At 54.2% G+C, this 14,182-nt stretch carries 13 protein-coding genes; all 13 read left to right on the plus strand.

All coding sequences use genetic code 11. The features are described 5' to 3' along the window. Window positions 1–250: 250 nt before the first annotated feature. The 13 genes from glnA (at window position 251) to frdD (ending at window position 14,177) form a co-directional block, all read left to right on the plus strand. Window positions 251–1,660, plus strand: coding sequence for a glutamate--ammonia ligase (glnA, locus tag CWE14_RS09575; protein WP_126789478.1), 1,410 nt, complete (start codon window positions 251–253; stop codon window positions 1,658–1,660). A gap of 140 nt (window positions 1,661–1,800) precedes the next feature. Further along, window positions 1,801–2,910, plus strand: coding sequence for a nitrogen regulation protein NR(II) (gene glnL, locus CWE14_RS09580; protein ID WP_126799178.1), 1,110 nt, complete (start codon window positions 1,801–1,803; stop codon window positions 2,908–2,910). Continuing rightward, on the plus strand, window positions 2,907–4,304 hold the full coding sequence (gene ntrC, locus CWE14_RS09585) for a nitrogen regulation protein NR(I) (RefSeq protein WP_126799179.1): 1,398 nt from the start codon (window positions 2,907–2,909) through the stop codon (window positions 4,302–4,304). Before glnL ends, ntrC begins: the two co-directional genes overlap by 4 nt. Window positions 4,305–4,406: 102 nt before the next feature. Beyond that, complete coding sequence (locus tag CWE14_RS09590; RefSeq protein WP_198675729.1) at window positions 4,407–5,090, plus strand: response regulator transcription factor; 684 nt, start codon at window positions 4,407–4,409, stop codon at window positions 5,088–5,090. Continuing rightward, a complete protein-coding gene (locus tag CWE14_RS09595; RefSeq protein WP_126799180.1) occupies window positions 5,090–6,454 on the plus strand; it encodes a sensor histidine kinase in 1,365 nt (454 codons plus the stop codon). Before CWE14_RS09590 ends, CWE14_RS09595 begins: the two co-directional genes overlap by 1 nt. Before the next feature lie 37 nt (window positions 6,455–6,491). Beyond that, on the plus strand, window positions 6,492–7,592 hold the full coding sequence (locus CWE14_RS09600; protein ID WP_126799181.1) for an alpha/beta fold hydrolase: 1,101 nt from the start codon (window positions 6,492–6,494) through the stop codon (window positions 7,590–7,592). 29 nt (window positions 7,593–7,621) lie between these two features. After that, a complete protein-coding gene (locus CWE14_RS09605; protein ID WP_126799182.1) occupies window positions 7,622–8,086 on the plus strand; it encodes a tRNA (cytidine(34)-2'-O)-methyltransferase in 465 nt (154 codons plus the stop codon). Between the two features lie 87 nt (window positions 8,087–8,173). After that, on the plus strand, window positions 8,174–9,859 hold the full coding sequence (locus CWE14_RS09610) for a cyanophycinase (RefSeq protein WP_126799183.1): 1,686 nt from the start codon (window positions 8,174–8,176) through the stop codon (window positions 9,857–9,859). Window positions 9,860–9,967: 108 nt separating this feature from the next. After that, window positions 9,968–10,855, plus strand: a complete 888-nt coding sequence (locus CWE14_RS09615) for a prenyltransferase (RefSeq protein WP_126799184.1) — start codon at window positions 9,968–9,970, stop codon at window positions 10,853–10,855. 11 nt (window positions 10,856–10,866) lie between these two features. After that, window positions 10,867–12,699, plus strand: coding sequence for a fumarate reductase (quinol) flavoprotein subunit (frdA, locus tag CWE14_RS09620; RefSeq protein WP_126799185.1), 1,833 nt, complete (start codon window positions 10,867–10,869; stop codon window positions 12,697–12,699). Further along, a complete protein-coding gene (locus tag CWE14_RS09625) occupies window positions 12,692–13,435 on the plus strand; it encodes a succinate dehydrogenase/fumarate reductase iron-sulfur subunit (protein WP_126799186.1) in 744 nt (247 codons plus the stop codon). The genes frdA and CWE14_RS09625 overlap by 8 nt, the downstream gene beginning before the upstream one ends. After that, window positions 13,432–13,818, plus strand: a complete 387-nt coding sequence (locus tag CWE14_RS09630; protein ID WP_126799187.1) for a fumarate reductase subunit C — start codon at window positions 13,432–13,434, stop codon at window positions 13,816–13,818. The genes CWE14_RS09625 and CWE14_RS09630 overlap by 4 nt, the downstream gene beginning before the upstream one ends. After that, the gene (gene frdD / locus CWE14_RS09635; RefSeq protein ID WP_241972369.1) at window positions 13,815–14,177 is read left to right on the plus strand and encodes a fumarate reductase subunit FrdD; all 363 of its coding nucleotides are present in this window, start codon (window positions 13,815–13,817) and stop codon (window positions 14,175–14,177) included. The genes CWE14_RS09630 and frdD overlap by 4 nt, the downstream gene beginning before the upstream one ends. Window positions 14,178–14,182 lie beyond the last annotated feature (5 nt).

Here is a 14,182-nt window from a genome sequence, read left to right on the forward strand (position 1 = left end):
AGGTAAGCGCGCTACTTCTCTAAATTATTTTCTAACGTACACGAAAATGCATGCACTATATTGGTGCGTTACTTGGTCTTATTTGGTGCGTTCACTCCATTTCGAATCACAGATGTGGCATTATTCTCTGAATAAGCTATTGTTCTCTAAGGAATTCTTAAAGTTGGTGCGAGGATTGCTTTAGTCATGCTAATGCACCAAGCTAAGTAATTGTTTAAAGAATACTTTTATAAACACCTGGAGGATCGGCATGTCCGTTCAAGACGTTCTAAAGCAAATTGAAAAGCAGGAAATTAAATTCGTAGATCTGCGCTTTACTGACACCAAAGGTAAAGAGCAACACGTTACTATCCCGGCCGCCTTGGTGGATGAGGACTTCTTTGAAGAAGGTAAAATGTTCGACGGGTCGTCAATTTCTGGGTGGAAAGGCATTAACGAGTCGGACATGGTACTGAAACCAGATCCAGAATCAGCGGTCATAGACCCGTTTTCTGACGCGCTGACGTTGAATGTTCGTTGCGACATTCTTGAACCTGACACCATGCAGGGCTACGACCGTGACCCACGTTCTATCGCCAAGCGTGCTGAAGAGTATCTTGCCTCAACTGGCCTGGCCGACACCGCGTTGTTTGGTCCTGAGCCTGAGTTTTTCATTTTCGATGACGTTCGTTTCCAGACCGACATGAGCGGCTCGTTTTATAAGATCGACTCAGAAGAAGCGAAATGGAATTCAGGTGCCGATTATGCTGAAGGCAACCTGGCTCACCGCCCTGGCGTTAAAGGCGGTTACTTCCCGGTACCACCGGTCGACTCGTCGCATGATATTCGCAGCCTGATGTGCGAAACCATGGAAGAAATGGGTCTTGTGGTTGAGGCGCATCACCATGAAGTAGCGACAGCGGGACAGAACGAAGTGGCGACCCGCTTCAACACGCTGACCAAGAAAGCCGATGAGATGCAAATCTTTAAGTATGTGGTGCACAACGTGTCACATGCATATGGCAAGACAGCGACCTTCATGCCAAAACCTATCGTAGGCGATAACGGTTCAGGTATGCACGTGCATATGTCGCTAGGCAAAGACGGTAAGAACCTGTTCGCCGGTGACAAGTACGGCGGATTGTCTGAACTGGCACTGTATTTCATTGGCGGTATTATCAAGCACGCCAAAGCATTGAATGCGTTTACCAACCCGTCGACCAACTCGTACAAGCGTCTGGTCCCGGGCTATGAAGCGCCAGTTATGCTGGCTTATTCCGCGCGTAACCGTTCGGCATCGATTCGTATTCCTGTGGTACCAAATGCCAAAGGACGCCGGATCGAAGCACGTTTCCCTGATCCAACCGCAAACCCTTACCTGGCGTTTGCTGCGTTGATGATGGCGGGCCTGGATGGGATCCAGAACAAGATCCACCCTGGCGATGCAATGGATAAAGACCTGTATGACCTGCCAGCCGAAGAAGCTGCCGAAATTCCAAAGGTAGCGACGTCGCTGGAAGAAGCATTGCAGGAACTGGATAAAGACCGTTCGTTCCTGACTGTGGGTGGCGTATTTACCGACAGTATGCTGGATGCGTATGTAGATCTTAAGCAGCAGGAAGTGGAAACCTTGAATAAAACCACTCATCCGGTCGAGTTTGATATGTACTACAGCCTGTAATTACCAGTCTGTAACAGAGAAAACCGGCCTGCACCCGCGTGTACGGCCGGTTTTTTTGTCTGTGTTGCCTGCCAATGCAATTTGCACCAAAATAGTGCGCTTAAATCCGTGCAACCTGAATCAATGGATAAATGACCGTTATGTCTGTGCAACCTATCCTCGAACAACTGGTAACTGCAGTGGTTATTCTCGACCGACGTGGCCACATTCAGTTTGCCAACGCAGCGGCAGAGTCGTTGCTTGCGGGTAGTTCACGACGCTTGCAGGGCGCGCCATTGGAGAGCCTGTTACGATACAGCAGTCTCGAATTCCAGTTACTCCATGATGCGATGGCAAATCAACAAAGCCTGTCTGATTCCGATGTAGTCTGGGTGCTGCATGATGGCAAGCAAATGACCGTTGAGTTAGTGGTTTCGCCCTGCACGCTCGACAATGGTGCAGGCGGTCAGTTGCTGGAACTGCGCCAGGTCGATCTTATCCGGCGCCTGAATCAGGAGCAGGTGCAACAGCACCAGCTGGCCGCCGCTCAGCAACTCATCCGCGGGCTGGCACATGAAATCAAGAACCCGTTAGGGGGCATTCGTGGCGCTGCCCAGTTGTTGAGTCTGAAGCTGAGGGAGCCGGGCCTGGAGGACTACACCTCACTGATTATCAAGCAGTCGGACCGACTACGGGAATTAGTCGACCGTTTGCTGGGGCCGAACCAGCCGGGGCAACGGGAGGAAACCAATGTCCACCAACTGATCGAGCAAGTGATCCAGGTGGTGGAGTTGGACAAACCTGAAGAGGTTAAGCTGACCAAGGATTATGATCCCAGTTTACCGCCCATCGCGGTGGTTGAGCATCAAATCGAGCAGGTGCTGCTGAATATCGTTAAAAATGCGGTGTACGCAGTCGGGTCGCAAGGTGAGGTCAGTGTAAGAACCCGCATAGCGCATCAGGAGACCATTTATGGCAAACGGTATCGCCAGTGTCTGCTCCTCGCGGTGACGGATACCGGGCCGGGAGTGCCAGCCGAATTAAAAGACACCTTGTTCTACCCGTTGGTGAGTGGGCGTGAGGGAGGCAGCGGACTTGGCTTGTCGATAGCACAGTCGCTGGTTCATCAGCATGCCGGCAAAATAGAAGTGTCGAGTCGCCCGGGACACACCGAATTTTTAATCTACTTACCCTATCCTCAGCCGACAGATCCCGAAAACGGGCGCTTAGAAACTACTCACGTCGAAGGTATGCAGGAGAGCAACGCATGAGTCAACAAATCTGGATTGTGGATGACGATGAGTCAATGCGCTGGGTGCTGGAGCGCGCCTTCGCCGACAACAACTGGCAGGTAAAAATGTTTGAAGGGGCCGACTCGATGCTGGCGGCGTGCGAAAAATCAAGGCGCGACGGCAGTGGCCCGGACGTTGTGCTGACGGATGTACGCATGCCTGGCACCGATGGGATGGAGTTATTGGCGCAACTGAAGGTGTCGGCACCGGATGTGCCGGTGTTGGTGATGACGGCACATTCGGATCTGGATAGTGCCGTGAGTGCCTTTAAAGGCGGTGCCTTCGAGTATCTGGCAAAACCATTCGATTTAGTTGAAGTATTGCAGGTTGCAGAGCGCGCCGTGCAGAAGCAACAGAAGCCCTCGCAAAAACGAATTCAGGCGCCCGCGAAGGACAAAGTGAGTGAAATTATCGGCGAAGCGCCTGCGATGCAGGAAGTATTTCGCGCCATTGGCCGACTGGCCAGCTCAAGTATCAGCGTCTTGCTCACCGGCGCCTCCGGCACTGGTAAAGAATTAGTCGCTCATGCGCTGCATAAACATAGCAGTCGCTCTGAGCAGCCTTTTGTCGCCCTCAATATGGCCGCAATTCCTGCAGAACTAATTGAGTCTGAACTATTCGGTCATGAAAAAGGCGCTTTTACCGGGGCCTTGCAAAAACGCTCGGGGCGCTTCCAGCAGGCCAATGGGGGCACCTTATTTCTGGACGAAATTGGTGACATGCCGCTGGCGGTCCAGACTCGTTTACTACGAGTTTTGGCGGAGGGACAATTTTACCCGGTTGGCAGCCATCAGTTGGTTAAGGTTGATGTGCGAATTATTGCTGCGACCCATCAGGACCTGCGTAAGGCCGTGCAGCAAGGGACTTTCCGCGAAGATCTTTACCACCGTCTGAACGTTATCCATATCCGCTTACCGACGCTTTCGGAGCGGCGCGAAGATATTCCGACGCTGGCGCGGCACTTTCTGAAGCGGGCGGCGTCAGAACTTGGCACCGGGCCAAAAAATTTAACCCGGGAGGCGGCAATCGCGTTGCAGAACGCCCCCTGGCCGGGGAATGTCCGACAACTGGAAAACACCTGTCGCTGGCTCACTGTAATGGCACCGGGCGATGACATTCGCTTGCAGGATCTGCCTCCGGATCTGGATACCGATGTGCAACAGAAGCATACAACTGACTGGCAGTCAGCATTAGAGCAGGCCTTATCCGAGGCCTTTAACAACGAAAAAGACGGGGCTTTCCAGGACTTTGAACAGCGCTTTACCACGAGTGCGATAAAAATAGCTCTAAAATCAACTGGCGGACATCGGCAGAAAGCGGCTAAACTTCTCGGTTGGGGACGTAACACCTTGAGCCGCAAACTGAATTCGTAAAGTTTCGGTAAAATCGATTGATTGAGCTATGCTTAGTTCGACGATTTAGATAGGGTGACATTCATCGAAATGCACCTGCAGGGTTTTAAAAAGGATACCGTTGTGGCAGATATATTGTTAATTGATGACGATGTCGACCTGGGCTCCATGTTAACTGAATTTCTGGCAAAGGACGGAATGCAGTTGACCACCGCTCAGGATGGCGAATCGGGTTTAAAAATTGCGACTGAAGGCAAGTTCGATCTTATCTTGCTGGATATCATGTTACCGAAAATTGATGGCTTGCAACTGCTGAAGAAGTTGCGCGAGCGCCAAATCCAAACCAATGTCCTGATGCTCACCGCGCGTGGTGACGATGTTGATCGGGTTGTTGGTTTGGAATTGGGAGCTGACGACTACCTGGCCAAACCATTTTATCCGCGTGAACTGTTAGCACGTATTAAAGCGCTACTGCGCCGTTCACGCAGTAATCAGACATTGCCAGTGGATGAGAAGCTGGTGTTCTCTGGTTTTTCCATGGATACGGTTGCGGCCGAAGTCAGCTGCGACGAGAAACCGCTGGAACTGACGCCGACCGAGTTTGATATTTTGCGTTGCCTGCTAGCCCATCATGGTCAGCTGGTGACCAAAGAAAGCCTTTCCAACCTTGCGTTAGGCCGGGCACTCGGTCCCTTCGACCGCTCTCTGGATGTTCATATCAGTAATATCCGTAAGAAGCTGCCTAATCGTCCCGAGCGTATTCAGACGGTTCGGGGCCGGGGGTATCGGGTAGAAGACCGGGCTTAATGAAAAATCATACGACGAGGTGGTATCAATCGCTGACCTTGCGATTGCTGGCACTCTTCTGGTTTTTACTTCTGGCCGCTACTTTAGCGGCCTTTACGTCTGCGTTTTACCTTACCCGCCCGCCGCAACCGGAAGCGGCGGGCACTGATTTTGAGCGTACCCTGCGCCCTATCCTTGAAGAAGTCGACAACTACAGCCTGCTGCAACCGGGACGTTTGCTGGTGGGTGAGTACCGTGTCGTTGCACGTAAAAACGAGGGCGACGAAGGCGGTCTCGAAATGACTCAGGGCTTGTCGCAGGCGGTCGCGCGGGCGGCGTTGAGTCTGATTGATTTAGAGAACGATCCATTGCAGATAGCGGTCCGTGGTCAATATGTCGCCGGGCCTTTCTTTATGGGTGAGGCACGTCTGATTATCAGCCGCCCAATGACGGGTGAAGAAGTTGCCGAGCTGGCAGCGCGGGATAATCAGGACTTGTTGCCAAACTTGCTGTGGATGGCTGTCGCCATGAGCGGCATAGGGGCATTGATCCTTGGGGTATGGTTTGTGCGCCCCTTACGCCGGTTGCGCACGGCCACACGGGAAATTGCAGCAGGCAGTGCCAACCCCAACCTGGCACGGTTGCCGCGGCGCCGTGACGAACTGGGTGAACTGGCGCGAACATTACGCACCACCGCGGTTGAGCTGGCCACCTCGCGTGATGCGCAACGACGTCTGCTCAGTGATGTTTCGCACGAACTGCGTTCACCCCTGGCGCGGTTGCAAGTGGCACTGGATCTACTCGAAACCCCGGAGCTGCGCGGTTCCACGCACTGGAAAATGCTGGAAAAGGATATTCTCCGTTTATCGCGAATTATTGATAGTATTTTATGGTTATCGCGGCTTGAAAACGGCATTAGCAAACTGGAGCGTGAAGACGTCTCGCCAGCTGCGATGTTAAAAGAGCTGGAAAGCGACCTTATTTATGAAAACGATGTCTATCGCAACCGTATTATCTACCCCCATGAAGGCCTGCCCACTTTAGCCACAGACCCGATCCTACTGCGCCTGATTATTGAAAACCTGGTGCGCAACGCGTTTCAGTATGGCCCTGATGACGGCAAAGTGCTGATTGACGCAGAGGTTACTAAACATCATCTGCAACTTAGCATTCATGATCAGGGCCCAGGGGTGGATGAAGCGACACTGGATCAACTATTTGTGCCTTTCTTTCGGGCCGACCCCTCGCGCCATCACGGTGCCGGCGTGGGCCTCGGCCTGGCGTTGTGTTTACGGGCCACGGCGGTGTTAAGTGGCAAGCTGGAAGCCAGCAATCACCCTGACGGTGGTCTTGAGGTGCGTTTAAGTTTACCCTTAAAGCCTTAATTCACCCTAATTCCGTGATCGTCTCCAGGGAGAGCCCATGACCGATTCAGCGTCCGCACCGTCACCATCAACACCCTATCAGCAGTGGCTGGATGCACGGCCCGCGGACAGTGACGCTGGCTGGCAGCATTGGTCTGCCACTCTGTTAAGCCAGTTTTGGTCGGAAGTGGTGGTGGAAACGCTGTACTCAGCCGATGACGTTTTGCTTCATTACGCGGTGTTTGAACATCCGCAGAGCAAGGGGTGGGTGATCATTTCGCCGGGTCGCATCGAAACCTATTTAAAGTATCAGGAGCTAATGCTGGAGTTGGCGGCGCAGGGCTACTCGGTGGCAACACTGGACCATCGCGGGCAAGGCTTTTCTGATCGCTTAAGTGAACATCCTCAGCACGGCCATGTGACTCAGTTTGACGAGTTTGTGCGCGACTTTTCCGATTTTATACTGGCTCTAAAACCGCGAATTGGCGAGCAAAGCTGCCAGTTACTGGCCCACTCCATGGGCAGCGCGATAGCCTGTCTGTACATGGCGCATTACCCGCACCCCTTTAGCAGTGCGGTGCTCAGCGCACCTATGATGGGCGTGCATACCCGGCCCTGGCCGCAGAGCGTGGCCCACTGGCTGATCCGCATTGGCCATTGGTTCAACAAGCAACTGTTTGGTGATCGGCCACGTTATTTTATCGGTATGCGTGACTATGCCGACGTGCCCTTCACAGATAATGAACTGACCCACAGCGAAAACCGTTACAATTGGTTTCGCGCTATGTATCAGCAGCATGAAGAAATTCAATTGGGTGGCCCAACCGTGCAATGGCTGATGCAGTCGCTGCAGGCAATGGCAGAGTTGCCAGAGGCAGCGCGGTTGATCCGTGTGCCAGTGTTGGTGCTGCAGGCTGAGCTGGACCCCATCGTCAGCCCGCAACCTCAGCGGGTCTTTGTCGGGATGTCAGCGCACCCGGCGACCCGGCTGGAGGTGATCAACGGCAGTTACCATGAGATTCTGATGGAAACGGATAGTATTCGCGGCCCAGCGCTGGCGACGGCGCTGCAGTTTCTGCGCGAGCATCAGTTTGCAGAGCCACTGGAACAAAGCTTTTCAGCACCACGGCGACCTAAAAGAGCGCAGCGGCGCGTCTGACCCGAACCCTAAAACAAGGTATACTCTTAATGTTTCACATTGCCCTTCATAACCCGGTGATGCCAGCCAATTGCGGGAATATTATTCGTTTATGCGCGAACAATGGTTGTAGTTTGCATTTGATTGAACCCCTGGGTTTTGATTTTGAAGAAAAGAAATTGCGCCGCGCCGGTCTGGATTACCACGACCTGGCCAATGTAAACCGCTACCGGGATTTCACCGCGTTTAGTGAAGCGATGCAGGGGCGCCGCATGTTCGCCTGCACCACCAAAGGCAGTCGTAACTATAGCGACGTTGCGTACCAGGCGGACGATATTTTATTGTTCGGCTCAGAAACGGCGGGTCTGCCGGATGAGGTGCGTGAAGCCTTTGCGCCGGAGATGCGTATCCGCATTCCAATGCAGGCCACATCAAGAAGCCTTAATTTGGCCAATTCAGTTTCGATTATTAGTTACGAAGCCTGGCGTCAACAGGGTTTCGCCGGTGCGTTGTAAGAAACCCACATGAGCCCGGGAATGCAGCGAAAGAGGGAACTGACAGTCGCTTGCAGAGTCCCACAGTCAGGCAAAAACGAGGTAGTAATGACAAATTCAATTAAACAGTGGGCGAATAACATTGCCTGTGCCGCGAGCCTCTTGCTAGTGGCCGGTTTCGCCAACGCTAATGACGATGCAAGTGAAGAGACCGCGAACTACAACCTGATGCTAATGGGGAGCGCTCCGCAGATCTGTTCAAGCATGAACCAGGACGCCTGTGAGTCAGTTGACTGGATCGAGGCCAATGAGATGCGCACCGCGCGGCTTTTTAACCTCAGTGATGTCCGTCGTCGTCAAACCATGCGTCAGTCCGTCTGGCCGGAAGCGCGTGACGAAATGCGCGCCGAGCTGACCGAAGCGTTGGAAATGCTGGCCGATTATTTTGGTTATGGTGTCGTCAATGAAAAGCGTTTGGTTGAGCGCTTTCGCTCGCGTGCTCACCTGGAAATGCTGAGTCGCATGTCCGAAAATGAATTTCATCGGGTCTTAGATGGCCTTGAACTGCCGACCTTAGAAGGTCTGGTCGAGCATGTGAATCTGGATGAAACGAAAGACGCCAGTGCAAACTTACTGCGCCGCTATGTGCAACTGACTGCAACCAACAGTGACAGCGACGCTGGGCCGGTTGTCTACGTGGTAACTGCCGCGCAGCGCGACCCCTTGGGTAGTTTACAAAGTTATCAGCGTGCGTTGAGCGCAGCGGGCGCTACCGTTAAGTGGTTACCAATTGATGCCAGCGTGCTTGAAGCGCAGCAAAACGACGCCTGTGACAGCCTTGATTCACTTCGTCGGGACGTTCTTGGCACTTATGACCGCGCCCGTGTGCACGCCGACTTGCATCAACAGCAGCTGGCATTTTGCAATAACAATGACGCCTGGCAGGATGCTATCGCTGAAGCCGATGGTGTATTTTTTGCTGACGGCAATCAGACCTTATTGCGCCAGGCGTTCTTTAACCGCAACGGCAATGCGACCGATTTGCTGAACGCGCTGGTGGATAAATTCAACAGCGGTCAGTTAACCATTGCGGCTGCCGGCAATTCAGCCAGCGCCATGTCATCGGCGATTATGGTGACCAACGGCAGCAGTCGTCAGGCGATGAAAGAAGGATCCCTGTCACGCCCTGCGCCATCGGTGGGCTGTGATCAGGATGACAGTTGCCCACGCGGGGTCAGCCCGAACAGCCTGACCTATCACGCCATGGGTGGTTTAGGTTTCTATCCGTTTGGTTTAATTGATACCCAAGTGTCGGAACGTGGGCGTCAGGCGCGCATGTTACGCCTCGCCGCCGATACAGCGACGCCACTCGCCACAGGTATCGACCGCGCCACTGCGCTGCTGGTTGACACCCGTAGCGGCGAGTTTGAAGTGCAGGGTGACAACGGCGTGCTGTTCGTCGAGCAGGCAACCGGTAATCAGCAGATGGTTGGCGGTGCGTTCCACTTTTTGCGTGACCAGAGTAGCGGAGCTCTGCGCCAGAACCAGGTAGAGGATGTGCAGTTGGCGCAACAGGAGGGTTCCCGGCCCTCGTCAGTAACCACACGGTTTCTTGACGACACCGGTGTCTACGACAACATCGCGCGGTTATGTGAAGGGCGTCAGAAAATGGAACTGCTGCAGGACGAATTCGTGTTCCTGATGCAAGTGAGTGAGGCGACCGAAACCCTGCGTGCCGAAGGGCGTTGCCAGGTGACCAATGGCACCCTCGGTGTCGCGCGGCAGGCTGAGTAAAGCCAGTAGTTGATCGGGCATTGCGTCCGAACTATGTTCTGCATCAATGGACGCCTTACTATGATGGGTTAGACTTGACTGGTGTTTAAATAACCATCAAGTCTAACTATGAATCGAGTTTTCGCCGTCGCACGACCGGGGTTTTTAACCCTGACACTGGTCTGTATTGCCCTTGCGCTGGCTTTTAGCCTACAACAAGGCAGCCTGATATCCCTGTGGGACGCCATTCTGGTAGTTGTTATCGGGCTGGCGGCCCATGTCAGTGTTAATGCCTTCAATGAATACTTCGACTTCAAATCCGGGCTGGATTTCAAAACCAGGCCGACCCCCTTTAGTGGTGGTAGTGGCACTTTAGTGGCTGCCCCCCATCTGGCCTCCGCTGCGCTATTAATCGCCGTGACTGCACTGCTGCTGGTCAGCGCTGGCGGCTTGTACCTGGTCTGGCAGCATGGTGTTGCACTGCTGCTGATAGGTCTCCCCGGCGTGCTAATTATTTACGCCTATACTCAGTATCTGAATCGTTCGCCACTGGCCTGCCTGCTGGCGCCCGGAATAGGGTTCGGCTTGCTGATGACGCTGGGTGCTATCTGGGTATTTAGCGCGACGCTAAGCGCTGGCGCCTGGACTCTGGCGACTATTATGACGTTGTTGGTTAGCAACCTGTTGCTGCTGAATCAGTTTCCGGATATTGAAGCGGACGCCAGTGTTGGTCGCCGCCATTTACCCATTGTTGCAGGCCGCCGCATAAGTGTGCGGGTATTCGCAGTCTTACACTGGCTTGCAGTCGCTCTTTTGCCATTGGCTGTCGGGCTTGGTTGGTTACCAGTCTGGAGTTTACTTGGCCTGTGCAGCCTGGTGTTGTTAGTTCCGCTGACACGCGGCGTGTTGCGCTATGCATTACATATTCCAGAGCATGTCAGGCTGCTGGGGCTGAATGTCGCGTTCGTCCATCTGTACCCGCTGTTGATCACCGTAGGCTTGTTGGTTGACCGCTAAGGACACAAACAATGCAAGTACATACTTTCGATGTGGTAGTGGTTGGAGGCGGAGGCGCCGGCTTGCGAGCTGCAATTGCGGCAGCCGAGACTGGCGGCAATGCGGTGGGGCTGGTTTCAAAAGTCTACCCCATGCGCTCACACACGGTGGCCGCTGAAGGCGGCGCAGCGGCAGTTACCCGTGGCGATGACAGCCTGCAATCACACTTTGACGACACCGTTGCCGGTGGTGACTGGTTGGCTGAGCAGGGTGTCGTTGACTACTTTGTCCGCCATGCCCATGCTGAACTGGTGCAAATGGAACGCTGGGGTTGTCCCTGGAGCCGTCAGGCCAGCGGCGACGTGCAGGTGCGTCGCTTTGGTGGAATGAAAACCGAACGCACCTGGTTTGCTGCCGATAAAACCGGCTTTCATATGCTCCACACCCTCTATCAGACGTCCCTGAAATACCCGCAGATCCAGCGCTTCGATGAGTATTTTGTCCTCGACTTACTGGTTGAAGATAACCAGGCCTGTGGCGTGATTGCCCTTGAAATAAGCAGCGGCGAATTGCATTTACTGCGCGCTAAGTCAGTGATCATGGCGACTGGCGGTGCGGGGCGGCTGTTTCGTTTTAACACCAATGGCGGCATTGTTACCGGCGATGGTATGGCCATCGCCTATCGTCGAGGGGTGGCGCTGCGCGATATGGAGTTTGTGCAATACCACCCAACCGGCCTGCCCGGCTCCGGCATTCTGATTACCGAAGCCAGCCGTGGCGAAGGCGGCGTGCTGACCAACAAAGACGGCTATCGTTATTTACAGGACTACGGCTTAGGCCCGGAAACGCCGCTTGGCGAACCTAAAAACAAGTACATGGAACTGGGTCCGCGCGACAAGCTGTCGCAGGCGTTCTGGCACGAACAGCAGGCCGGGCGTACCGGCAAGCATGGTGACAGTGATGTAGTTTATCTTGATCTGCGCCACCTCGGTGAGGCGTATTTGCAGGAACGACTGCCTTTTATTTGCGAGTTGGCCAAGGCCTACGTCAATGTCGATCCGGCCAAATCACCGATACCGATCCGCCCGGCAGTGCATTACACCATGGGCGGCATTGAAACCAACGCCGATTGTGAAACCAGCATTGATGGCCTGTTTGCCGCCGGTGAGTGCGCTTCCGTCGGGTTACACGGTGCCAATAGGCTGGGCTCCAACTCGTTAACTGAACTTCTGGTGTTCGGCCATCTTGCTGGCAAGAAGGCCATGCAGCGAGCACTCGGTGATAGTCCATGCAAGGACGGCGCTGAGAGTATTCGTCAGCTCGGTAGTCAGTGGCAGGAGCGTCTTGAGTCGATGATGCGTGGCGGTGAACCCGGCCGTCCACGCTGGCCGGAGCTAAAAACAGAGTTGCTTAAGGTGATGGAAGAGGGTTGTGGCATTTACCGTGACGAAGCGGGCTTAACTCAGGCATTGCAGAGCATACGCGGTTTGCGCGAACGCTATCAGCGGGTCCAGCTGGGGGATCAGAGTAAAATCTACAATACCGATCTGCTGCATTGTCTGGAGCTTGGCTGCTCACTGGATGTGGCGGAAGCCACCTGCCTGGCGGCATTGCAACGGCGTGAATCGCGCGGCGCCCACCAACGGCTGGATGACGGCTGCCAGCAACGTAATGACCAGCAGTATTTAAAGCATTCGCAGGTGTTTTATCAGGGAGCAGCGCCTGCCCGCCTTGAGTGGCAGGATGTCGATACCCATTTGTCGGCACCGGGGGAGCGGCAGTATGGTACTAAAGGAAGTGGTGTGAAAGGAAGTGGTGTGAAAGGAAGTGGTGCTGAGGGAAGCGACGGAGGCAAGCATGCGTAGCATACAGATCTTGCGCTATTTGCCGGAAGAGTCGTCGCAGCCTTTTCTGCAAAGCTTTCAGGTGCCAGTGACCGACAGCACCTCAGTGCTGGACGCACTTAATTACATCAAAGAATCCCTCGACCCCACACTGAGTTTTCGCTGGTCGTGCCGGATGGCGATTTGTGGTTCCTGCGGGGTGATGGTGAATGGCATACCCAAGCTGGGCTGTAAGGACTTTCTGCGTAATTACCCCAATGAACTTATCATTGAACCGCTGGCGCACTTGCCCGTCGAACGCGACCTGGTGGTGAATATGGACAGCTTTCTGCGGCACCTCGAAGCGGTAAAACCTTATCTGATTGAGGGCAAGCACGCAGCAGACAGTTCCCAGCCGAACCGGCAAACCCCGGCGCAAATGGCCCGTTATCAGCAGTTTGCCAACTGCATCAATTGCGGCCTGTGTTATGCCGCCTGTCCGCAGTTTGGCTTAAACCCCGAATTCACTGGCCCCGCCGCGATTGCGCTGGCTCACCGTTATAACCTCGACAGTCGTGACAGCGGCAAAGCCCAGCGTATGGCGCCATTGAACAGCAAAAATGGGGTGTGGAGCTGCACCTTTGTTGGTTTTTGCTCGGAGGTCTGCCCGAAAGGGGTCGATCCCGCTGCTGCGGTAAACCAGGGCAAAGTAGAGTCGGCGAAAAGCATGTTAATTCAGCTATTCCGCGGACGTGCCATTGGAGGAGCCGGACAATGAGCTACAAACCCCAATTAACGGGTAGCTGGTGGCTAAAGCATCGTTTCTTTAAAGCCTACATGCTGCGCGAAGCGACTGTAATACCGCTGGCGTTTTTGCTTTGCTCGCTGGTTGCCGGGGCATTCAGTTTGCAGGACCCAGAGCGCTTTCAACACTGGCAGGCTTTTATGAGCAACCCGCTGGTGATCTTGGTCCATACCCTGGCGCTAACGGCCAGCCTCTATCATGCAGCCACCTTCTTCGTGTTATTTCCGCGGGTGATGCCGATCCGTGTGGGTAATTATCAACTACCGGCACGCTATCTGGTACTCGCCCAATGGGGCGCGGTGTGGCTGATCGTGGCGCTGTTTATCTGGCTGTTCGCTTTCGGAGGCCAGTCGTGAACAATGCAATTCCTCCTCGCGGACGAGGCCTGCATTTTGAACCGCTGTGGTGGCTGTTATTTAGTGCCGGGGGCGTTTGCTTTGCCGTTTTCATACCGGCGGTAGCGCTGATTTTTGGGGTGTTATGGCCGCTTGGCATCGTCGACATCAGCCTGGCTCAGCTGCAGGGGTATTACGGCAGCCTGTGGGGCCTGGTTTTTACCGGTGCGGTGATTTGTTTACCGGCGTTTCATGCAGCGCACCGCATTCGTCACGCGTTTCATGATTTCAAATTAGGCGGTGGCAGCACCACCGCCTTCATTTGTTATGGCACCGCCGCTGTCGTCAGCTTCGTTGCCATCTGGGTCTGGTTTATGTAAATCGG

The sequence above is a fragment of the Aliidiomarina soli genome, from assembly GCF_003986975.1.
Classification (GTDB): domain Bacteria; phylum Pseudomonadota; class Gammaproteobacteria; order Enterobacterales; family Alteromonadaceae; genus Aliidiomarina; species Aliidiomarina soli.